This window comes from Streptomyces sp. NPDC001851 (assembly GCF_040297165.1).
In the GTDB taxonomy this organism is placed as follows: Bacteria; Actinomycetota; Actinomycetes; order Streptomycetales; family Streptomycetaceae; genus Streptomyces.
The window spans coordinates 380,543-402,335 of sequence record NZ_JBEOYR010000001.1; the positions used below are offsets into that span (position 1 = coordinate 380,543).

Sequence of the window (21,793 nt, forward strand, 5' to 3'; positions counted from 1 at the left end):
GGCCCCCCGTGCGATCCTGACGGGGTGAACCGAGCCGAGATCCACGTCGAAGTCGCCCCCGCGCTCCACCTGTTCGTGCCCGCCGCCCGACGGGCCGGCGCCACGCCGCTCGGCACCGACGGCGTCTCGACGCTCGGCCATGTCATCGAGTCCCTCGGCGTCCCGCTGACCGAGGTCGGCGCACTGGTCGTGGACGGCCGCGAGGTGCCCGTCTCGCACATCCCGGCGGCGGGCGAGACGGTGTCCGTCCGCCCCGTCACCCGCCCCCAGCAGGTCCCCGGCGCCCCGCTCCGCTTCCTCCTCGACGTCCACCTCGGCACCCTGGCCCGCCGGCTGCGCCTGCTCGGTGTGGACACGGCGTACGAGTCGACGGACATCGGCGATCCGGCGCTCGCCGCACGCTCGGCGGCCGAGCAGCGGGTGATGCTGAGCCGCGACCGGGGCCTGCTGCGCCGCCGCGAACTGTGGGCCGGGGCCTTCGTCTACAGCACCCGCCCCGACGACCAGCTGCACGACGTGCTGGACCGCTTCGCCCCCGACCTGAACCCGTGGACGCGCTGCACCGCCTGCAACGGCCTGCTGAAGCAGGCCACGAAGGCCGAGGTCGCCCACCAGCTCAAGCACGGCACCCAGCGCTCGTACGACGTCTTCGCCCAGTGCACGGCATGCGGCCGGGCCTACTGGAAGGGCGCGCACCACGACCAGCTGGAGGCCATCGTGGAGCGCGCCCTGGCAGGACGTGGTTAGCGCCTGCTCGTGTCCCCCTTCTCACAGGCGACACCGTTCCGGTTCCGGTCCAGCCCCAGCGGGTCGTCGCCGCCGTTGACCTTCAGCCGGCCGTAGTGGTTCTGCCTGAGCCAGGTGCAGCGCGCCGCCGCCGTCTTCCTCACCTTGGGCGGGAAGACCGTCGGGACACAGACGTTGACCGAGCCGTAGTGCCGGTCGCAGCCGGAGAGTGTCGGGCTGACCGCCTGCGAGGTGCGCTTCGGGCCCGGGCCGGACTCCTTGCCGGACAGGGCGTCGGCGAAGGCGTGGACGTGCGGGGCGGCGGTGGTGGGGCTGAGGGCCGCGGGGCCCGTCAGGTGCACCCACTTGGCCACCGAGGGAACCCCGTTGGCGTCGACCGCGAAGAGCATGTACCAGCCGGGCGGGGCGATGTTCGGGTTGTTGGTCACGTTCAGGTCGACGTTGTTGCCGTCCACGCTCAGCGGCAGGTCGACGAAGCGCTGGTTCGGGTCCGAGGAGTGGGTGACCGCGGCGGGGCGGATCAACTCGGCCCTGGCGATGGGGTGGTCGACGGTGATCCGCTGGGTGTCGCCGTACTTCCACTCCTGGTTGATCACCGAGGTGATCGTCGGCCGCGTGCCCTTGTAGAGGTAGGGCGGGGTGTAGATCGACACGTTGTGGTTCCAGCTGCCGTTGCCCGGGTTGTCGCCGGTGGCCATCACCCGGCCGTCGGGCAGCAGGAACGCCGTGGAGTGGTAGCCGCGGGACTGGGGGTCGGCGGCCACCGGGTCGAAGGTGTTGGTGCCGGGGTCGTAGAGCGAGGACTCGTACACCGGGTTGGCGCGGTTGTGCAGGGCGCCGCCGGTCTCCAGCACCTTGCCGTCGGGCAGCAGGACCGCGGAGACGTACATCTTGCCCTGGTTGCCGGTCTCGGCGACCTTGCCGCTTCCGAGGTCGACCGTGCCCTGCGGGAGCGGCGGCCCGGCGGCGTACGACGGGTTGGCCTGCTTGAGGTCGATCACGTCGGTCAGCCGGTTCGCGTCCGGGTTGGAGTCGATGTTGCCGCCGCCGATGGTCAGCACCTTCTGGTCCTGCGCCGGGGGCAGCAGCACGGACGCCGACTGGTCGCGCTCGTCCTTGTTCTGGAGGCCGGGGATCTGGGTGATCGTGTTGGCGTCGTAGTCGTAGATCGCCGATCCCGTGCCGGGGATGTTGTTGCCGAAGACATGGCTGCCCGTGTAGAAGAGGCGGCCGTCCTGCATCAGGACCATCGCCGGGTACAGGCCCCAGAAGGACCAGGTCTGGTTGACCTTCCAGCCCGGCAGCCACTGCTGGTCCTTGTCCGACCAGCGGTCGGCGGTCACCGAGCCCGTGGAGTCCTCGCGCAGCCCGCCGAAGGTGACGACGTCACCGTTGCCCAGCTCCGTGGCCGACGGGTACCAGTGGCCGTCGTTGAGGTCGTTGGTCTTGGTGTACGTCTCGGTCGCGGGGTCGAAGACGTACGAGTCCTTGAACCCCTCGTAGCCGTGCCCGCCCGCGACCGGGTAGGCCTTGTTGCCGCTCAGCACCAGCACCCGGCCGTCCTGCAGCTGCACATGCCCGGCGCAGAACATGTCCTTCGGCGTGGGGATGACCTTGTAGGTGCCGTTCGCCGGGTCGTACACCGCGGAGGTGAACGTGCCGGCGTTGAAGGCGTCCTCGCTGTTGCCCGAGCCGGCGATCAGCAGCACCTTGCCGTTGTTGAGGACGACCGAGTGCATGGAGCGGACCGGGTTCTGCGTGGGCAGCACCGACCAGCTGCCGTCGGCGCACTGGTCGCTGGTGCCCGTGCACCGGGCGGGCGGGAGCGGGTCGGGGACCTGATCCATGGTGTAGTCGTCGGTGGTCGCCGAGCCGGTGCCGTAGACGGAGACGCCCCAGGTGATGCGGTCGGTGCCGGCCGGTATCCCGGGGGTGCGGACCGTGGCCCGGGTCCAGCTGGAAGCCATCTCCAGGGTCTTGACGTCGGTCCAGTACTGCCAGCCGGTCGTGCTGTCGTGCCGGAAGAGGGTGACGTTCGCGTCCGGGGTCGTGGTCTTGTACCAGAGCCCCAGGTCGTACTGCTTGCCGACGCTCACGGCGGGCGCGCAGTCGGTGGACTCCAGGAACATCGCCTTGCGGTCGCCGTCGACCCGGCGGGTCAGGGTGACCTTCATGGCCTTCGCACCGGAGTGCGCGTCGGAGGTGGTCTCGTAGGTGAAGTCGTTGTCGCCCCAGCCCGCCTTCTCCCAGCAGTACGGCATGTCACCGGTGCCGGTGGTCTCGAAGCCGGGGTTCTTGATCAGGTTGGCGGCCTCGGCGCTCTGCGGCGAGGTGAGGAGCAGACCGGCGGTCAGGGCGCCCACCCCGACCAGTGCCGTCCGTCTGCGGTACTTGCTCACACGGCTCTCCTTGCGGTCGTACGACCCCCGCGGCGGCGTCGCGGGAGATAGACCAGCGCTTCGGTGCCGACGAAGCGCAGGACGAATGTCAGCACCAGCGCCAGCGCGGTCGCGGGCAGGGCACCCATGCCGAACCGGCCGACGAGCAGCGCGATCAGCGGGATGCGCAGCACCAGGTCGGCGTTGGCCAGCAGCGCGAACCGGCCGAGCCGGTCCCACCAGCGGCGGTGTGCGCGCCGGTCGCGGAACAGCAGGTGCTCGATGAGCAGGAAGTTCCAGGCGACGCCGGACTGGTTGGCGAGGACCTCGGCGGGCAGGTAGTGCATGCCGAGGGCGGTGAGGGCGTAGAGGCCCACCAGGTTCGGTACGAAGCCGCTCGCTCCGATCAGCCCGAAGCCGATCATGCGGGCGACCGGGGACGCGGTGCGCAGACCGGCCAGGTGGCGCAGGAAGCGGAAGCCCTCCCGCGCGGTGGACTTGGACTCGCCGGCGAACCGGTCCTGGAAGACGAACGGCACCTCGGCGACCCGGCGGGGCCGGCCGCGGACGGCCAGTTCGAGGAGGATCTTGTAGCCGAGGGGCTTGAGCACGTCGGCGGTGACGGTGCCGCGCCGGAGGGCGAAGAAGCCGCTCATCGGGTCGCTGATGCCGTGCAGCCGGCGCGGGAAGAGGGCCTTGGTGAGCCAGGTGGCGCCGCGCGAGACGGCCACCCGGTAGCCGCCGGCGAGCCCGGCCCGGCTGCCGCCCGCGATGTACCGGGAGGCGACGACGAGCCCGGCGTTCGCCCGCTCGCCGGTGGCGATCAACTCCGGTACCAGGGACGGCGGATGCTGGCAGTCGCCGTCCATGACGACGATCCACTCGGAGGTCGCCGCCCTGAGTCCCTCGACGACCGCGCCGCCGAGCCCGCCGACGGGTTCCGCGCGGTGCAGTACGGCCACCGGGAACGGGCAGTCCCGGGCGGCCTCGCGGATCACCTCGGGGGTGTCGTCGGTGGAGTCGTCCACGAAGACGACCTCGCAGGGCAGCCGCGCGGGCACGGACCGGGTGATCTGCTGCAGCAACCGCCGGATGTTCGCGGACTCGTTGAAGGTCGGTACGACGATGGTGACGGCGCCGGGTTCGGGGACCGCTACGGCGTCCAGGCCCGGTACGGGTGCGGTGTACTCGCTCATCGGGCGCCCCCCGTGGCCGCGGGCCGGATCCGCCGGATCTCGATGCGGTCCTCTCCGCGGCCGAAGGTGGCGACCGGCGTGGAGTGCTGGATGGCGGCCCTGACGTTCGGCAGGTCCTTGGCGTCGCGGCGGACGGTCGGCGAGGCGACGACGTAGTCGAGGTCCCGCCAGCCGTGCGGCAGGGTCCTGGTGACGGCGGGGTCGAGGTCGGCCTTGTAGAACCAGATGGCGCCGAGCCCGGGCCGGTAGCCGGCGTGCACGAGGTCCAGCCAGAGGGCGTCGTCGACGAGGACCCGGGTGTCCTGGGGATCCGCCACCTTCGTGCCGAGCCAGTGGGAGGCCTGCCGGTAGGGCCGGTTGGCGTCGGCGGTGACGGCGGTGCGGTCGCCGTCGTACCAGTGCGGTACGACGTAGGCGCCGGCGGCGAGGGCGAGGACGGCGGCGAGCGCGTACCGGCCGCCGGTGACGTGGCGGCGCTCGGTGTCCCCGCGCCACCTGCTGGTGATCACGTGGGCGACGGAGGCGGCGCCGCCGGCGAGGACCAGGGCGAGGAAGGGCAGCGCGCCGATGACGTACATGGCGGGCAGATAGCCGTTCGGTCGCAGGGCGACGGCGGCGAGGACGGCGACCGCGAGGGCCGGTCCGGCGAGCGCGCGGGCGGTGACCGACCAGCGCCAGGTGAGCAGCAGGAGCAGGGCTCCGCCGAGGCCGCCGAGGGGCAGGACGCGGTCGTAGTACAGCCAGGAGTGCAGGACGCCGTACGAGCCGGAGCCCGCGTCGAGGATGAATCCCGAACCCGGCCTGGACATCTGGTAGGTGATGCCGTCCCAGAGCGAGACGTGTCCGGAACCGGGCAGCAACTCGCCCTTGAGCAGGGCGAACAGCGGATAGGAGAAGCCCGTCAGGGCGCAGGCGGTGACGGCTCCGGTGAGGGCGAACTTGCGGGTGTCGCGGTGGCCGTGCCGCCACATGGTGACGAGCAGGGCGGGCAGGACGACGAGCATCGTCTCCTTGGTGAGGACGCCCGCGGCGGCGGCGAGGCCCGCGCCGAAGTGGTGCCAGAGGTGCCGGCTGGGCGAGGCGGCGAGGCAGAAGGCCAGCAGCAGCCACATCACGGCGATGTTGTCGAGGAAGATCTCGCGGCTGAGGACGACCGCGAGCGGGGAGAGCCCGAACAGGGCCATGCCGAGTCCGGCGGCCCAGCGCGGCAGGGAGAGCCGGCGCCCGAGGACGTAGACGAGGACCGCGCTGGCGCCGCTGACCAGCAGCATGACGAGCCGCATGGTGCCGACGGTCATCGAACCGGGGTTGAGGGCCGAGGGGATCCAGCTGAGCAGGGCTATCTGGATCCAGCCGAGCGGCGGATGGTCGTACCAGTAGGTGTAGTGGGCCAGGCCCCGGCCCTGCTGGACGGCCCAGGCCTGGGCGAGGTAGGTGCCCTCGTCGTCGCTGAGGGTCGGGTAGGCGGCGATGTTCCAGCCCTGGACGACGAGGATCGCCGTGAGCAGGACGCCGCACAGGAGCAGGTCGGGGCGGGAGGAGCGGAGTCGTGGCGGCGGCTGCGTTCGACCGGTCGAACGGGCTGTGGGCGCAGGTGTGGGCTGCGCGGGGACCTTCGCTGCGGTCACCGCGGGAAGTGTGGAGGTCACGCAGGAATGTCCTCTCGGGTGGGCTCGGCCGCGGTGAGGTGCGCGCCGACGTGCGTGGTCAACTCCCAGTCGTTGCGGCCGCGTTGCTCGCGCCAGACGGCGCGGATCGCGGCACCGGCGAGGAGGACCTGGTAGAAGGGGCCGCCCACGATGAGCTTCACGTAGTGGGGGAGGCGGACCTTCAGGCCGTACTGCTTGCCGAAGTCGTGCAGCCCGACCACCTCGAAGACGAAGGTGACGGCGGCGGTGACCAGCGGCAGGAAGGTGAGGAAGGCGACGCCGACGGGCACGTCGAGGAAGAGCGCGGCGGCCGCGTCGAGCGGGATGACCACGCCGGAGAAGGCCTGCAGGAACGGCGTCATCAGCGTGTACCGGGCCAGCAGCCGCTGTCCGAACGCGGGCAGTTGCTTCCAGTCCTTCTTCCGGTACACCTGCAGGAAGCCCTGGTTCCACCGGGTGCGCTGCTTGAGCAGCGACATGAGGGAGCCCGGGGTCTCCTCCTTGGTCACCATGTCGGAGTCGTAGGCGACGACGACCTTCTTGCCGACGCTGGACAGCCGGACGCCCAGGTCGCAGTCCTCGGCGAGGCAGTTCGGGTCCCAGCCGTCCGCTTCCCTGAGGACGTCGGTCCGCACGAACACGGTGTTGCCGCCGAGCGGGATGAACCCCTTCTGCGCGTGCAGGTGCAGCCGGGAGCGGAACCAGAAGAAGTACTCCAGGCAGTTGCGCAGGCTGTACCAGCTGGAGTGGAAGTTGATGAGCTGGACGCCGCCCTGGACGACGTCCGCCCGGGTGGTGCGGAAGGCGTGGTCGACGTGGGCGAGCAGCTCCGGATGGACCTGGTCCTCGGCGTCGAAGACCCCGACGACATCGCCGCGGCAGTGCGGCAGCGCCGTGTTCATGGCCTTCGGCTTGTTCTTCTTCTCGTGGGTGTCGACGACGACCCGGACGCGCTGGTCGCGGGCGGCGGCCTGTTCGGCGACGGCCGTGGTCCCGGGGTCGTCGTGCCCGACGATCACGATGATCTCGAAGTCGGTGTGTGTGGACTCCAGCAACCGCTGGATGGTGTGGTCCAGCACCGCCTGCTCGTGCCGGGCGGGCAACAGCAGCGAGAACGACAGGTGTGCGCCGCCGTCCGGCCTGCCGAACCGGGTGGAGGCCAGCACCTCGGGCGTGCGCCACGCGTGCATCTGCCACCACAGGGTGAAGGCTGCCATCCAGAACAGGGCCAGTGAGACGGCGCCGATGAAGACAGACGTGAGCAAAAAGATCCCCCCAGATCCCCGATACCCCCTGTGCGCGCGACGGGGCGTCATACCCGTCGCGTCGCTGTGGAGAGACTAGGGGGGAAGTGTGAAGCGGGGAGACCGTTCCGATAAATACACTGTTTCGGAAAGTGGTGCGAGTAGCGGGATGTCGCGGGATGTATCCGAACACCTGCTCACATTCGGACAGTTCACCCCGTGGGTGTTCCCCCGAGCAGGGCCCGCAGCCGCTCCGGGTCGGTCGTCGGCGCGTCACAGGTGAAGTGACGGCAGACGTACGCGGCCGGCTCACCTTGGTGCAGGGGCCGGTCGGCGAGGAGCGGGAACTCGTCGCTCTCCACGGCGCCGACGGCGACCACGGCGCCCGGAGCGGTACCCAGAAGCGCCGTACGGTGCAGGGCGGTCGTCCGCTCGTCCGCGAGGCCGGGTCCGACGACGGCGACCTCCTTCGGTCCGTCGAGGAGGGCCTCGGCGACGGCGAGCCCCCAGCCGATGAACCGGGGCACCCGCGGCCCGAGGGTCTTCACGACCCCCAGCGCGCGCTCGGCGGCGGTCCGATGGGCCTCGGATCCGGTGTGGGCGGCATACCCCAGCAGGGCACCGGCCGCGGCGGTCCAGCCGGAGGGGGTGGCGTTGTCGGTGGGGTCCTGCGGCCGGCGGATGAGCCGCTCGGCGTCGGAGGCGGTGTCGTAGAGCGCGCCGGTCTCCGGATCGGTGAAGCGGGCGAGCACATGGCCGAGGAGCAGCCCGGCGAAGTCGAGCCAGACGCCCTCGCCCGTCACGGACGCGAGCGCGAGGAAGCCCTCGGCGACATCGGCGTAGTCCTCCAGCACCCCGGCGTTGGCGCCGGCACGGCCGTCCTTGCTGGTCCGGGCGAGGCGGGCGTGGTCGTCGAGGTGGACGCGGACGAGGAGGTCGGCGGCACCGAGGGCGGCCTCGACCAGGTCGGGGCGGCCGAAGTAGGCGCCGGTCTCGGCGAGTGCGGCCACGGCGAGGCCGTTCCAGGCGGCGACGACCTTGTCGTCCCGGCCGGGCGCGGGGCGCTGCGCGCGCTGGTGCAGCAGGCGTTCCCTGATGGAGGCGATCTTCCCGGCGTCGGAGAGGACGTCTTCCTGGGGGAGCTGGAGCACGGACTGCCCGTGTTCGAAGGTCCCCTCCTCGGTCACACCGAAGTACCGGGCGGCGAGTTCGCCGTCCGCGTCCCCGAGGAGCGCCCGTAGCTGCTCGGGCGTCCACACGTAGTACGCGCCCTCGACATGCCGCCCGCTGCCGTCGTCGCTGTCGGCGTCGAGCGCGGAGGCGAACCCGCCCTCCTCCGTGCGCAGTTCACGCACGAGGAAGTCGGCGGTCTCCAGGGCGACACGCCGGGCGAGGTCCGAGCCGGTGGCCCGCCACAGGTGCGCGTACACCCGGCACAGCAGGGCGTTGTCGTACAGCATCTTCTCGAAGTGCGGCACGATCCAGTCGCGGTCGACGGAGTAGCGGGCGAATCCGCCGCCGAGCTGGTCGTAGATACCGCCGCGGGCCATGCGCTCGCAGGTGTCCTGGGCCATCTGCAGCGCGCCCTCGGCGCCCGTGCGCGCGTGGTGCCGCAGCAGGAACTCCAGCACCATGGACGGCGGGAACTTCGGGGCGCCGCCGAATCCGCCGCGCTGCGGGTCGTACTCGCGGGTCAGCCCCAGGAGAGCCTGGGCGAGTTCCGCTTCACCGGGCGGCTGCGGGGCCTGGTGGACGATCTCCCGCTCGGAGAGATCGCGGACGATCTTCCCGGCGACCTCGGAGACCTCGTCGCGCCGGGTGTCCCAGGCCTGCCGGACCCCCTCCAGCACCTGCCGGAAGGAGGGCATCCCGTGCCGCGGGGCGGGCGGGAAGTAGGTGCCGAAGTAGAAGGGCTCGGCGTCCGGGGTGAGGAACACGGTCATGGGCCAGCCGCCCTGCCCGGTGGCGGCCTGTACGGCTTCCATGTAGACGGCGTCGACGTCGGGCCGCTCTTCGCGGTCGACCTTGACGCTGACGAAGTGCTCGTTGAGGTAGTCGGCGGTGGTCTGGTCCTCGAAGGACTCGTGAGCCATGACATGACACCAGTGACAGCTGCTGTATCCGACGCTCAGCAGCACGGGTTTGCCGGTCCTGCGGGCCTCGTCGAAGGCCTCGGCCGACCAGGGCCACCAGTCGACGGGGTTGTCGGCGTGCTGGAGCAGATACGGGGACGTCTCATGGGCCAGTCGGTTCACCGTTCCACTCTCCCACGGGCTCGGGTACCGCGTAGAAACGCATGGACACCGGGCGCGCCCCGTCCGGGGCCTCCTCGCGCGGGTGGCCGTACCGCGCGAGGAGGGCGTGGTACTCCCGCATGAAGCCCAGCAGTTCGTCCCTGGTCATCCAGGTGCCGTGGCGCTGGATCTGGGCCCAGCCCTCGGGTCCGCGGTACTCCTGGTAGGCGCGGTGGTAGAGGGCGGTGTCCAACTCGATCTTGATGCGGGCGACCTGGGCGGCGGCCGCGTACTCCTCCGGGGGCATCGCGGCCGGGTCGGGGGTGGTGTGGTTGAAGGGCAGGCTCCGCCACCAGCGCTCCCGGCCGCCGGACTTCTCCGGGATCTCCTCGATGAGCCGCTGCTCGGCGAGTTTGCGCAGGTGGTAGCTGGTGGTGCCGGAGCTCTCGCCGAGTTCGCGGGCGAGGACGGTGGAGTTCGCCTCGCCGTGCCGGCCGAGGTACTCCAGGATCCGGCGGCGCAGGGGGTTGCCGAGGGACTTGTAGAGGGCGGTGCGCTCCAGGCTGGTCATCTCGGGCATGCCGTCGGTCATGCGGCCACCGTAACCCTGAGGACCCCGAGAAGTCCCTGAGGTCTGCCGAGATTTCTTTGCAGAATTTTCTCGGCGTTCTACGGTGGGGGCAGTCGGAGAGATGCCGTGAGGGGAAGGCGGAGGACGTGAGTCTGCGGAAGAAGTGGCCCTGGGTCCTGCTGGGGGCGGCGGCGGTCCTCCTGATGCCATGGACGGTGGTGCTGGCCCTGACGCTGCCGGGCAGCACCGAGGTGGACAACTGGCCGCTGGCCTGGATCGGCCTCGACGTCCTCATGGCGGCGGGGTGCGCCGCGACGGCCCTGCTCGGTCTGCGCGGCGACGCCAGAGCCCGCCTCACGGCCTCGGCGACGGCGTCGGTCGCGGTGCTGGACGCCTGGTTCGACATAACGACGGCGGGCACGGGCGCCCCGCTGGCCGAGGCGCTGCTGTGCGCGGTGGCGGAGGGGGCGCTGGCGGGGGCGTGCGTCCGCCTCGCGCTGAGCAAGGGGAGAGGGCCGGTGGACACCCGCTGAGGTGCCCGGAGATGCCCGGCCCGGGGACGCGCGGCGCAGGGAGTGCCGGCCGAGCGGTTGGTCCGCACGGACGCTGCCGCACCTCCCCGGCTCCCCGCCGAAGACCGCCCCTCCCGCTTCCGCCCGCGCCGAAGGACACTCATACGCAAGGACGGTGCGGCCGGAGGGGGACGGGACATGCGGGACGGGCATCGGGCGGAGGCCGAGCGGCTGCTGGTGCGGGCGGTCGAGGAGGAGGTCCGGCGCTCGGGCGGGCGGATCGACGGGCAGGTACTGCTGTCCCGGGCGCGCGGTGCGCTGGACGCGATGGCGGGGGCGGCCGGCGAGGAGTACGAGGTCTACACCCGCGCCCTGGACGAGGCCGAGGCGGGCCGGCTGACCTTCGGGCAGCGGTACGCCCGCCAGGGCGCCGGAACCGCCTTACTGGTGGCGGCCGTTGCCGCGGTGGCCGCCGCAGTGGCCGACCTGTCGCTCGGCACCGGTACCGGTACGGCCGTCGGGGCGGGCGTCACCGCGGGCGTGGCCGGGGCCGCCGCCTCCCTGGTGAAGGCGGCCGGGGCCCATGTGCCCGCCGCGCATCACCACGCGGGCGCCGCCGGACAGCCGGGCGGCCCCGAGCAGCTGCGGCTGCAGTGGCTGACCGCGCTGGAGGTGCGCGGTATCCGCCCGTTCCTCGACCAGCAGCGGGTGATCAGCGCCTCCACGGGCCCGAAGAAGACCGGCGGCCCCACGCTGCGCGGCGCGGGCAAGAGCGCCGCGGCCCGCCGGCGCAGGGTGCTGGAGCAGTCCTTCGGGCAACTCCCGGACCCGGCGGGACCGTTCGCGGGGCGCCGGGCGGAGCTGGCGCGGATCCGGCAGTGGGCGCAGGCGGCCAGGGCGGCCACGGAGACACGGCCGACCGTGGTCGTGCTGCACGGCGAGCCCGGCTCCGGCCGGACCACGCTCGCGGTGCGCGCGGCGCACGAACTGCGGGACCACTTCCGCGGCGCGGTGGTCGTGGATCTGCGCGGCGGCACCCGCGAGGAGGCGCCGCTCGCGACCCGGGACGCCCTGCTGCATCTGCTCAACCGGCTCGGCGCGCCCCGCGAGCAGCTGCTGTTCCGGGAGCGCTCCTCCCCCGACCAGCAGGTCAAGCGGCTCGGCGAGCTGTACCACCAGCATCTGACCGGGCTGCCCGTGACGATCGTGCTGGACGACGCCGCCGACCCGGAGCAGGTGCGGGCGCTGGTGTCCGAGCACTCCGACAGCCTGGTCCTGGTCACCGCCCGGACCGCCCTCGGCCTCCCCGCCGACCTGTCGGCCTGGGTGCACCACCTGCCGGTCGAGGCGCTGGACGCGGCCGGTGCCGAGGAGCTGCTCGGCGCGGCGGCCGAGGACGCGTCGGGTCCGTACGACGCCGAGTCCGCCGAGCGGATCCACGCGCTGTGCGCCGGGCTGCCGCTGGCGCTCAGGATCGCGGGTTCCGCGCTCGGCCCCCGCTCGCCCCGGCAGCTGGCCGCGGACCTCGGCGCGTACGGCACGGTGGAGCCGGTGGAGCGGGCCCTGTGGCTGCGCTACACCGACCAGCCGGAGCCGGCGCGCCGGCTGCTGCGCAGGCTCGCGCTCGTGGGCCGGGCCTCGCTGGGCGCCGCGGCGGCGGCCGCCCTGCTCGCCACGGACGAGACGGAGGCCACACGCCACCTCGGCGCCCTCGCCGCGGCCGGCCTCATCGACCATGTGCGCGGCAGCCGCTACCGGCTGCACGACCTGGTGCGCACCTTCGCCCAGGCCCGGCTGCTGGACGAGGAGGACCCGGCCGAGCGCACCGCGGCGCAGGAGCGGCTGATCGTGAACTACGCCGAGCTGGCGGACTCGGTGCTGCGCCTGGTCGACGGGAACATGTCGACGCGGGCGCACCAGTTCGGCCCGCACGGGTTCACCTCGCTGGACGAGGCGCTGCGCTGGCTGGACGACGAGTCCAGCTTCATCACCGCGGCCCTGCGGCACGCGGAGGGCGTGGACCAGTCGGCGGTGCTGAACCTCCTGGGCGCGCTGTGCGACTACTGCCTGCTGCGCGGCGACCTGTACCGGCTCGGCGAGATCAGCGAACTGGCACAGGCCGTGGACCAGGGGCTGCTGGTCCGCTCGGTGCAGTGGCGTACCGGTATCGCGGCCCGGCAGCTGGGCGAGCTGGACAAGGCGCGCACCACGCTGACCTCGGTGGTGGACCTGTACCGGGAGGCGCACCACGAGGCCGGTGCGGCCCGCGCCCTGTGCTCCCTCGGGATCACCCTGCACCACCAGGGCAACCTCACCGAGGCCGCCGCCAGGCTGCAAGAGGCACTGGAGCTGCAGGCTGCGCCGGAGCTGGCGACGGACCGGGCCTGGACGATGCACGCCCTGGCCGCCGTCCAGCGCGACCGGGCCCGGCTGGCCGAGGCCCTGGAGCTGCTCACCCGCTCCCTGGTCCTGCACCGCGAGGGCGGCTCGGTGCACGGCGAGGCCTGGGCGCACTTCCAGCTCGGCCAGCTGGCCCTGCGGCTGGGGAACGCACCGCGCGCGGAGACAGAGCTGCGGGCCGCCCTGGAGCGGTACGGCCGGACGCACGACGCACGCGGCGAGGCCTGGGCACTGACCCAGCTGGCCCGGGCCCGTCTGGTGGACGGCGACGCCGCACCGGCCGTGGAGGGCCTCAGGCAGGCCGCCGCCCGGCACCGGGAGAACGAGGACGCGCGCGGCGAGGCGTGGACGCTGTACTACCTGGGCCAGGCGCTGGAGGAGACCGGCGAGCTGGATCCGGCGGTCCGTGACCTGGAGCGGTCCCGGACGATGTTCTCCCGGATGCGGGACGTCTACGGCCTCGCCTGCGCCCGGCACCACTCGGCCCGGGTCACCCGCGACCAGCGGGCCGCGCAGACCGGCTCGCTGCGCAACTCCGGCTTCGCCCGGCAGCTCCTCGTCGACGCCCGCACCGACTTCCAGCGCATCGGCGTCGCCCACGGCGAGGCGTGGACCTGCCTGGAGCTGGCGGTGGTCGACGCCGGCAACGCCCGTACGCAGGCGGCGCTGGCCCTCTGCGACGAGGCGCTGGACCTGTTCGTCTCCTACGGCGACCGGCGCGGCGAGGACTGGGCCCGCTTCCTGCGCTGCACCCTGCTGCCGTACGCGGCGCCGGGCGGGGTGGAGGTGGGCACGGCGGTCGCCCAGGAGGAGCTGGCCCAGCTGGCCCGCGCCGGCCATGCCCTGCGGGACGACAAGCTCGCCGACTACGTCCCGGCGTACGCCCTGCTGCTGGAACGCGGGGTCAGCCTGGAGGACGGCTGGCAGGCCTGGCGGCTGCGCATGACTCCGGACCGCCACGCCCGGGAGGTGATGGGGGTGGCGGTACCGGCGTGGCGCTGACGCCCGGGGTCAGCCCTGGCGTGCCGTGGAGTCGGCCTTCTCGGCCTGCTGCTCCCCGGGCTCCGGGGCCTCCTTGAAGTCGACCTTCCGCATGTGCTTGCTCATCGACTTCATCAGGCCCCACACCGCCAGGGCCATCACCGCGAAGACGATGAAGCCGAGGACGCCGGGGGTGACCTTGTTCTGGTCGACCTCCTTGGCGAGGGGGACCAGGTGCGTCACTGCCAGGCTCACGCTTGCGCTCATGTCAGGCATTGTCGCGGATGCCCGCGAAGAGGTCGTCCTCGGGGAGGGAGGTGTCGACGAGAGACTTCGCCAGTTCGTACTCCTCCGTCGGCCAGACCTCCTTCTGCAGCTCCATCGGCACCTTGAACCAGCCGCCGTCGGGGTCGATCTGGGTGGCGTGCGCGATCAGCGCCTTGTCGCGGATCTCGAAGAAGTCCGCGCAGGGAATGTGCGTGGTCAGGGTGCGCTCGGTGCGCTCGAACTCCTTCCAGCGCTTGAGCCACTCCCCGTACGGCGACTCCAGGCCACGGTCGAGCATGGCGTTGTGCAGTGCCTCGGTGCGGGGGCGGTTGAAGCCCTGGTTGTAGTACAGCTTCAGCGGCTGGTAGGCGGGGCCGAACTCGGCCTCCGGGTACTTCTCGGTGTCCGCCGCGCCCTCGAACGCCACCATGGAGATCTTGTGGGTCATGATGTGGTCGGGGTGCGGGTAGCCGCCGTTCTCGTCGTAGGTGGTGATCACCTGCGGGCGGAAGGAGCGGATCTGGCGCACCAGCTCCCCGGCCGCCTTGTCGACGTCCTCCAGGGCGAAGCAGCCCTCGGGCAGCGGCGGCAGCGGGTCGCCCTCGGGCAGGCCCGAGTCGACGAAGCCGAGCCACTCCTGCTTGACGCCGAGGATCTCCCGGGCCTCGTCCATCTCCTTCTTGCGCACCTCGTGGATGTGCTCCTCGATGTACGCGTCGCCCTGCAGCTTGGGATTGAGGATGGACCCGCGCTCTCCGCCGGTGCAGGTCACCACCAGCACGTCCACCCCCTCGGACACGTACTTCGCCATGGTGGCCGCGCCCTTGCTCGACTCGTCGTCGGGGTGTGCGTGAACGGCCATCAGTCGCAACTGGTCAGTCAAGACTCAATCCTCGGTAACTCGGCGCCCCGTGTCTTCGGCGCGATCGCAGGCTTCTATAGTGACCGAATCGGGGGGCGAATAATTCCGGGTTCGGTTCCTGCCGAGAGGACGATCATGAGTACGGCGAGCGCACGGCTGCCCGAGGGCCGCTACGGCCGTTCCTCGGACGCGCGTGCCGACCGCAAGCTCAAGGTCGCCGGTGCGGTGCTCGGCGGGGTGCTGCTCGTACTGGTCGGTTACTTCGCCTACCACTACGTCGTCCAGACGAAGATCAGCGCCCAGGTGATCACGTTCGACGCCACGGACAACGCCGTCAAGGTGCATCTGGAGGTCCACAAGGACTCCGGCGCCTCGGGCTACTGCACCCTGCGCTCCCAGTCGGCGGACGGCGCCGAGGTGGGCCGCGCCGACTTCCGCTTCGCCGGGTCGGCCACGCGCATCGACAGGGTCGTCACGCTGCGTACGACGGCGAGGGGCACGACGGCCGAGCTGCTCGGCTGCCACAGCGGCTGACGGCCGGCGGACACCCCAGCCGTGAGCCGGAATACATGCGCGCTGAGCTGCGTTGATGCAATTCTGATGGCTTATGTCCTCCCCCTTCCGGCCTTGAATTGTTAGGCTCGTGGTTTCGCCCATCCAAGAGGGAACATGCTTCTGGCTAGGGCGATGCTTTGTATTCCCAGTACCGACGAGGAGCACCCTGTGACCCAGACCAGCGAGAACGTCACCTGGCTGACCCAGGAGGCGTACAACAAGCTCAAGGACGAGCTTGAGTACCTTACTGGTCCTGCGCGCACGGAGATCGCCGCCAAGATCGCGGCCGCGCGCGAGGAGGGCGACCTGCGCGAGAACGGCGGGTACCACGCGGCCAAGGAGGAGCAGGGCAAGCAGGAGCTGCGCGTGCGGCAGCTGACCCAGCTCCTTGAGAACGCCAAGGTGGGCGAGGCTCCGGTCTCCGCCGACGGTGCCGTCGCGCCCGGCATGGTCGTCACGATCGCCTTCGACGGTGACGAGGACGACACACTGACGTTCCTGCTCGCCTCCCGCGAGTACGCGAGCACGGAGATCGAGACGTACTCGCCGCAGTCCCCGCTCGGCGCCGGCGTCATCGGCCACAAGGTCGGCGAGGACGCGGAGTACGAGCTGCCGAACGGCAAGAAGGCCTCGGTGAAGATCCTGAAGGCCGAGCCGTACTCGGGCTGACCCACCCCCGACAGGACCCCGAAGCCCCCGGTATCCGCCGCATCGCGCCGGACACCGGGGGCTTCGCCGTGCCGCGGGCGTCAGCCCATGACCGTGTAACCGGCGTCCCGCAGGGCCCGGCCGACCTCGGTGCAGTGCGCCGGGCCCTTCGTCTCCAGGTGCAGCTCGACCTCCGCCTCCGTGAGCCCGAGCCGGGGGTCGGTGCGTACGTGACTCACGTCGAGGACGTTGGCGTCGACCGCGGACAACACCGAGAGGAGCGTGGCGAGGGCGCCCGGCCGGTCGGTCAGCCGGAGCCGGACGGCCAGGTAGCGGCCCTGCGCGGCCATGCCGTGGCGCAGCACGCGTTGCATCAGCACCGGGTCCACGTTCCCGCCGGAGAGCACCGCGACGACCGGGCCCTCGAAGGCGTCCGGCGCCGCCAGCAGCGCCGCGACCGGGCTCGCCCCGGCCGGCTCCACGACCAGCTTGGCCCGCTCCAGGCACAGCAGCAGCGCGGCCGACAACTGGTCCTCGCTGACCGTGCGCACCTCGTCGACCAGGTCCGCGATGATCCCGAACGGCACCAGGCCCGGCCGCCCCACCTTGATGCCGTCGGCCATCGTCGCCGGGTTCTCCACCGCGACCGGGTGCCCCGCGGCCAGCGAGGGCGGATAGGCCGCCGCGCCCTCCGCCTGCACACCGACGATCCTGACGTCCGGCCGTATCGCCTTCACCGCGACCGCGATGCCGGCCGCGAGTCCGCCGCCGCCGACACCGACGACGATCGTGCGCACCTCCGGGCACTGCTCCAGGATCTCCAAGCCGACCGTGCCCTGACCTGCGATGATGTCCGGGTGGTCGAAGGGGTGGAGGAACACCGCGCCCGTGTCGGCCGCGTACTCCTCGGCGGCGGCCAGCGTCTCGTCGACCACCTGGCCGTGCAGGCGCACCTCGGCGCCGTAGTCCCCGGTCGCGCTGACCTTCGGCAGCGGGGCGCCCTTCGGCATGAACACCGTGGAGTGCACACCGAGCAGTGCGGAGGCCAGCGCCACGCCCTGCGCGTGGTTGCCGGCGCTCGCGGCCACCACACCGGCCGCCCGCTCCTCCGGCAGCAGCCCGGCGATCCGCACATAGGCGCCGCGCAGCTTGAACGAGCCGGTGCGCTGGAGGTTCTCGCACTTGAGGTGCACCGGCGCCCCGACCAGCTGGGACAGGTGCCGGCTGCCTTCCATCGCGGTCACGCGTGCTACGCCCGAGAGCATCTTCTGGGCGCCGCGCACATCGTCGAGGGTGACGGAGCGCAAGGTGCCATCCGTGCGGTAGCTCATGACTCCAGCATCGCAGTTCGCGCTCGTACACGACTTGGGTGACCAAGCTCCGAGACCGGTTTGTGCAGGGCCGGTACGGCTTGGCCCCGGGCCGCGTACCCTGTCCCCCAACCCAGCAGCCCTTCATGAAGCGAGCCCCCGGCCATGCCCACAACACCTGAATTGTCGATGGACATGACGACCGTCGGTGACACCGGTCTCCTCGACACCCTCCAGCACGAGGTGGCGGTGTTCGCCCGCCGTGCCGAACAGACGCGGCTCGGCGGTGTCGGGCAGGTGCGCAACTCCATGGACCGCGCGGCGTATCTGCTGCTCAACCGCCTCGACAAGGAAGGGCCGATGGGCGTCAAGGCGCTCGCCGCGAGCATGGGCATCGACTCCTCCACGGTCACCCGGCAGGTGGCTCCGCTGGTCGACACCGGGCTCGTCAAGCGCACCTCGCACCCGGAGGACGGGCGTGCGGTGGTGCTGCAGCTGTCCCCGCGCGGGGCCACCCGGCTTGAGGAGGTGCGCTCCTCCCGGCGTCAGCTGATGGCAGACCTGACACACGACTGGGCACCGGAGGAGCGCGAGCAGTTCTGCACGCTCCTGTCCCGCTTCAACATCGCGCTCTCCGCGCGGATGACGGTGCAGGGGCCCGCGCCGGTGGAACAGTCGCCGGCGTCCTGACGGGGGTGGGCGGCGACACCGGGCCACCGGGCTCCCGCCGGCACCGGTCGGTTCCGGAGTCTTGACCCCGGGCCGCCGCTGGCCTCAGATGAGACCGGGTCCCGTGTCGTACGCGGTTCACCTGTCCCGTACCGGGCAGCGGGGCCCCTCCAGGGGGGAGGCGCGGTGCGTGATCGGCAGGTGTCCCGAGGTGCCCTCCGGGCCAGGGAGTTCGAGGCGTTCGTCGCGGGCGCGGCCGGACGTCTGCTGCATGCCGCCACCCTGCTCACGGCGGAGTCGCCGCACGCCAACCCGCGGGCGCGGCGCCTTCTGACGCGCACGCTCGCCCACACCTACGCGCGCTGGGACCGGCTGCACGGGGAGGACCCGTACGACTGCGCCCGCCAGTACCTCGCCACCCGGTTCGCGCGCGCGACCTGGCACCGGTACGGCGCCCTCGGCCGCGTCCGCCCCGATCCGCGCGCTCCGCTCGCCGCGCTCGCCCCGCAGGAGCGGCTGATCCTCGTACTGCGCCTCTACGAAGGCGTCGCCGAAGAACAGGCGGCGGCCCTGCTGGGACTCCCCAAGGAACGCGTCCGCACCGTCTGCGACCGCGCGACCGCCACCCTGCTCCATCCGCCCCGCCCCGCGGACCCTCCCAGGGACCCTCGTACGGCGGACCGGAAGGCGGTGCCGTCATGAGGGGCTACGACGAGCGGAGGGTGTGGTGAACCGGGCGGAGCGGGAGGCAGCCGCGCGGCGGATCATGGAGCAGGCGCCCGCGCCGGTGCCGCCGGACCTGTGCGCGGCCGCGGTACACCGTGGCGAGCGCCTGCTGCGGCGCAGGCTGCTCTTCCGCCGGACGCTGTGGCTGCTGGCGTGTGCCGCGGCCGTCGCGTTCAGCGTGTGGGCGGCCCGTGTGCACCCGTGGGCGGAGCCGCCCTCCCAGACGACTCCGCCGATCACGGGCTGGTGAGCCCGGACCGGCGGCGTACGAGCAGGGACCGATCCGGCCGGCGGGATTCCGCTAGCCCAGGGCCTGCTGCAGGTCGGCCAGCAGGTCGTCGACGTTTTCGATGCCCACGGACAGGCGTACCAGATCGCCGGGCACCTCCAGTGCGGAACCGGCCGCGGAGGCGTGGGTCATCCGGCCGGGGTGCTCGATCAGGGACTCGACGCCGCCGAGCGACTCGCCGAGGGTGAACACCTTGGCCCGGTTGCACACCTCGACCGCGGCCTCCTCGCCGCCCTCGACGCGGAAGGACACCATGCCGCCGAACGCCCGCATCTGCTTCGCTGCGACCTCGTGGCCGGGGTGCTCGGGCAGGCCCGGGTAGAGCACGCTGGTCACGCGCGCGTGCCGGGTCAGCATGTCGGCGATCTTCGTGGCGTTCTCGCTGTGCCGGTCCATCCGCACCGCGAGGGTCTTGGTGCCGCGCAGCACCAGCCAGGAGTCGAAGGGGCCGGCGACGGCGCCCATCGCGTTCTGGTGGAAGGCCAGCTCCTCGCCGAGGCCCTGGTCGGAGACGATCAGCGCACCGCCGACCACGTCCGAGTGACCGCCCATGTACTTGGTGAGGGAGTGGACGACGATGTCCGCGCCGAGCGACAGCGGCTGCTGCAGGTAGGGCGTGGCGAAGGTGTTGTCGACGACGAGCTTCGCGCCCGCGTCGTGCGCGACCTGGGCGAGAGCGGCGATGTCGGTGATGCCGAGCAGGGGGTTGGAGGGGGTCTCCACCCAGACGGCCTTGGTCTTCGGGGTGATCGCCGCCCGTACGGCGGCCGGGTCGCTGGTGTCGGCGACGGACCACTCCACACCCCAGCGCGTGGCGACCTTGGCGAAGAGCCGGAACGTGCCGCCGTAGGCGTCGTTCGGGATCACCACGTGGTCACCGGGGGTGAGCAGCGTGCGCAGCAGGGCGTCCTCGGCGGCGAGGCCGGACGCGAAGGCGAGGCCGCGACGGCCGCCCTCCAGCGCGGCGAGGTTCTCCTCCAGGGCGGTACGGGTGGGGTTGGCGCTGCGGCTGTACTCGTAGCCGCCGCGCAGCCCGCCGACGCCGTCCTGCTTGTAGGTCGAGACCTGGTAGATGGGTGGGACCACCGCGCCGGTCAGGGGATCCGCGGTGTTGCCCGCGTGGATCGCGAGGGTCTCGAAGTGCTCACTGATGTGCCTGTCGCTCATGTCCACCGAGCGTAATGCGCCCGGCCGGCTGCTGACGCCCGCGCCGGGGTTTTCCACAGCCCGGCGGTGGGGTTGGCCAAGTGTCGGCGGCGTCTGGTTCGCTTGAGGCATGGCGATTCTCTGGCTGCTGATGGCGCTGCTCATGCTGGGCTTCGTGCTGCTCCCGCTCATGCGGCGCAGGCGCGGGCTGATCGAGCAGGTTCCCCCGGGGCACCCGGACGCCGCCGACCCGGCGGCCTACGGCTTCGTGCTCCAGGAGGAGCTGGACGTGCGGATGCCCGGGCCGGACCAGGACCTGCTGGACGTCCTGGAGTTGGTGCAGCGCACGCAGGACTGGCGTGCGGCCTCCCAGTTGCTGGCCGGCACCGGCACCGAGGAGGAGCAGCGCTGGCAGCGGGTGCAGGCCTTCGCGGGCGCCGCCGCGCTGGAGCTGCAGCAGCGCCCCGGCGGGGTGCACGAGACGCCGGGCGGCCAGTGGCTGCGGGTGTGGCGGGCCGAGCAGCCCAAGGACGCGGGCGGGGCCGCCGTCTACGCGGAGTTCCTGGTGCAGCAGGCCTGGCGGACCTCCACGCCGGGCACGGACGACTTCCGGATCATCATGGAGGAGGCCCGGGACGCGTGCGGGCAGGCGGCGCTGCTCGCCCCCGGCGACCCGGTGCCGTACATCGTCGAGTTGTCCGTCGCCCGCGGACTCGCCTACACGCAGGCCGAGTTCGACCAGCTGTGGCTGAAGATCCTCGACCGCGCCCCGCATCACATGGGCGCGCATCTGGCCGCACTGCACTACTGGTGCGAGAAGTGGCACGGCTCGCGCGAGCAGGCGTACTCCTTCGCCGAGGCCGCCGCGGCCCGTGCCCCGGAGGGCTCGCTGCTCGCCGCGCTGCCCCTGTTCGCGGTCTTCGAGCACCTCCCCGAGGTGAACCTGGTGGCGGGCTTCTACCGCAGCGAGGTCGTCACCAAGGCGATGCACGGCGCCCTGCACGCGGTGCACTCGGCCCGCCCCGACGACCCGATGCTCGCGCACGTCCGCCATCTGCTGGTCTTCTTCCTGGTCCGTGCCGAGCGGTGGCAGGAGGCCATGCACCAGCTGATACACGTCGACGGGCACATCGGCGCGCTGCCCTGGACGCTGGCCGCCGACCCGGCCGCCGAGTTCGCCGTGTACCGCGCCCTGGCGGTGGCCGGCTACGAGGCCAACGGCGGCAGCCCGGCCACCCTCCCCGGCTGAGCCGACAGCACACGAGGTGCGTTTCCGGAGGGGCGTCGTCCGGATGGGCACCGACAGAAGGCTGATCACGGGGCAGACAGGCGGTCGGGGCCGGCTGGGACAGCCCGCTCACCGGGCCTGGATCGGAAGCGTATCGGAAGCGCGAAACCGACTCCCACCC

At 72.0% G+C, this 21,793-nt stretch carries 19 protein-coding genes; 9 read left to right on the forward strand and 10 right to left on the reverse strand.

Annotated features, from left to right (window positions below; all coding sequences use genetic code 11):
* Positions 1 to 24: 24 nt before the first annotated feature.
* A complete protein-coding gene (locus ABT171_RS01785) occupies positions 25 to 747 on the forward strand; it encodes a Mut7-C RNAse domain-containing protein (RefSeq protein ID WP_351238635.1) in 723 nt (240 codons plus the stop codon).
* Here the strand turns inward: ABT171_RS01785 and ABT171_RS01790 are convergent.
* The 6 genes from ABT171_RS01790 to ABT171_RS01815 all read right to left on the reverse strand — a co-directional run bounded on the left by ABT171_RS01790 (position 744) and on the right by ABT171_RS01815 (position 10,040).
* Positions 744 to 3,146, reverse strand: a complete 2,403-nt coding sequence (locus ABT171_RS01790) for a galactose oxidase early set domain-containing protein (protein ID WP_351238637.1) — start codon at positions 3,144 to 3,146, stop codon at positions 744 to 746. The two genes, ABT171_RS01785 and ABT171_RS01790, sit on opposite strands and share 4 nt — an antisense overlap.
* Entirely contained in the window at positions 3,143 to 4,321 is a 1,179-nt protein-coding gene (locus tag ABT171_RS01795) for a glycosyltransferase (protein ID WP_351238639.1), read from the reverse strand. Before ABT171_RS01795 ends, ABT171_RS01790 begins: the two co-directional genes overlap by 4 nt.
* Positions 4,318 to 5,970 (reverse strand): ArnT family glycosyltransferase, encoded by a 1,653-nt coding sequence (locus ABT171_RS01800; RefSeq protein WP_351238641.1) that lies wholly within the window; start codon positions 5,968 to 5,970, stop codon positions 4,318 to 4,320. Before ABT171_RS01800 ends, ABT171_RS01795 begins: the two co-directional genes overlap by 4 nt.
* On the reverse strand, positions 5,967 to 7,235 hold the full coding sequence (locus tag ABT171_RS01805; protein ID WP_351238643.1) for a glycosyltransferase: 1,269 nt from the start codon (positions 7,233 to 7,235) through the stop codon (positions 5,967 to 5,969). Before ABT171_RS01805 ends, ABT171_RS01800 begins: the two co-directional genes overlap by 4 nt.
* 191 nt (positions 7,236 to 7,426) lie before the next feature.
* Positions 7,427 to 9,469, reverse strand: coding sequence for a thioredoxin domain-containing protein (locus ABT171_RS01810; protein ID WP_351238645.1), 2,043 nt, complete (start codon positions 9,467 to 9,469; stop codon positions 7,427 to 7,429).
* Positions 9,450 to 10,040: an ArsR/SmtB family transcription factor gene (locus ABT171_RS01815; RefSeq protein WP_351238647.1), complete on the reverse strand. Its 591-nt coding sequence runs from the start codon at positions 10,038 to 10,040 to the stop codon at positions 9,450 to 9,452. The genes ABT171_RS01810 and ABT171_RS01815 overlap by 20 nt, the downstream gene beginning before the upstream one ends.
* Positions 10,041 to 10,165: 125 nt before the next feature.
* On the opposite strand from ABT171_RS01815, the gene ABT171_RS01820 reads away from it, so the two are divergent.
* Positions 10,166 to 10,552, forward strand: coding sequence for a hypothetical protein (locus ABT171_RS01820; protein WP_351238649.1), 387 nt, complete (start codon positions 10,166 to 10,168; stop codon positions 10,550 to 10,552).
* A gap of 177 nt (positions 10,553 to 10,729) precedes the next feature.
* On the forward strand, positions 10,730 to 13,933 hold the full coding sequence (locus tag ABT171_RS01825; protein WP_351238651.1) for a tetratricopeptide repeat protein: 3,204 nt from the start codon (positions 10,730 to 10,732) through the stop codon (positions 13,931 to 13,933).
* Positions 13,934 to 13,942: 9 nt separating this feature from the next.
* Here ABT171_RS01825 and ABT171_RS01830 read toward each other — a convergent pair whose 3' ends face one another.
* Both ABT171_RS01830 and mca read right to left on the reverse strand, forming a co-directional pair.
* On the reverse strand, positions 13,943 to 14,188 hold the full coding sequence (locus ABT171_RS01830; protein WP_351238653.1) for a hypothetical protein: 246 nt from the start codon (positions 14,186 to 14,188) through the stop codon (positions 13,943 to 13,945).
* Positions 14,181 to 15,062, reverse strand: a complete 882-nt coding sequence (gene mca / locus ABT171_RS01835; RefSeq protein WP_351238655.1) for a mycothiol conjugate amidase Mca — start codon at positions 15,060 to 15,062, stop codon at positions 14,181 to 14,183. The genes ABT171_RS01830 and mca overlap by 8 nt, the downstream gene beginning before the upstream one ends.
* A gap of 114 nt (positions 15,063 to 15,176) precedes the next feature.
* On the opposite strand from mca, the gene ABT171_RS01840 reads away from it, so the two are divergent.
* Positions 15,177 to 15,575: a DUF4307 domain-containing protein gene (locus ABT171_RS01840; protein ID WP_351238657.1), complete on the forward strand. Its 399-nt coding sequence runs from the start codon at positions 15,177 to 15,179 to the stop codon at positions 15,573 to 15,575.
* Positions 15,576 to 15,764: 189 nt separating this feature from the next.
* Positions 15,765 to 16,265 (forward strand): transcription elongation factor GreA, encoded by a 501-nt coding sequence (gene greA, locus ABT171_RS01845; protein WP_351238659.1) that lies wholly within the window; start codon positions 15,765 to 15,767, stop codon positions 16,263 to 16,265.
* 80 nt (positions 16,266 to 16,345) lie between these two features.
* On the opposite strand, the gene ilvA is transcribed toward greA, so the two are convergent.
* A complete protein-coding gene (ilvA, locus tag ABT171_RS01850) occupies positions 16,346 to 17,575 on the reverse strand; it encodes a threonine ammonia-lyase (protein WP_351238661.1) in 1,230 nt (409 codons plus the stop codon).
* Between the two features lie 144 nt (positions 17,576 to 17,719).
* On the opposite strand from ilvA, the gene ABT171_RS01855 reads away from it, so the two are divergent.
* The 3 genes from ABT171_RS01855 to ABT171_RS01865 all read left to right on the forward strand — a co-directional run bounded on the left by ABT171_RS01855 (position 17,720) and on the right by ABT171_RS01865 (position 19,199).
* Positions 17,720 to 18,244 carry a MarR family winged helix-turn-helix transcriptional regulator gene (locus ABT171_RS01855; protein ID WP_351238663.1) on the forward strand — a complete coding sequence of 175 codons (525 nt, stop codon included), beginning with the start codon at positions 17,720 to 17,722 and terminating at the stop codon, positions 18,242 to 18,244.
* A 165-nt stretch (positions 18,245 to 18,409) separates the two neighbouring features.
* Positions 18,410 to 18,925 carry a sigma factor-like helix-turn-helix DNA-binding protein gene (locus ABT171_RS01860; RefSeq protein ID WP_351238665.1) on the forward strand — a complete coding sequence of 172 codons (516 nt, stop codon included), beginning with the start codon at positions 18,410 to 18,412 and terminating at the stop codon, positions 18,923 to 18,925.
* Positions 18,926 to 18,950: 25 nt separating this feature from the next.
* On the forward strand, positions 18,951 to 19,199 hold the full coding sequence (locus tag ABT171_RS01865; protein WP_351238667.1) for a hypothetical protein: 249 nt from the start codon (positions 18,951 to 18,953) through the stop codon (positions 19,197 to 19,199).
* 51 nt (positions 19,200 to 19,250) lie between these two features.
* Here ABT171_RS01865 and ABT171_RS01870 read toward each other — a convergent pair whose 3' ends face one another.
* On the reverse strand, positions 19,251 to 20,405 hold the full coding sequence (locus ABT171_RS01870) for a cystathionine gamma-synthase (RefSeq protein WP_351238669.1): 1,155 nt from the start codon (positions 20,403 to 20,405) through the stop codon (positions 19,251 to 19,253).
* 109 nt (positions 20,406 to 20,514) lie between these two features.
* On the opposite strand from ABT171_RS01870, the gene ABT171_RS01875 reads away from it, so the two are divergent.
* Positions 20,515 to 21,633, forward strand: coding sequence for a hypothetical protein (locus ABT171_RS01875; protein WP_351238671.1), 1,119 nt, complete (start codon positions 20,515 to 20,517; stop codon positions 21,631 to 21,633).
* Positions 21,634 to 21,793: the final 160 nt, after the last annotated feature.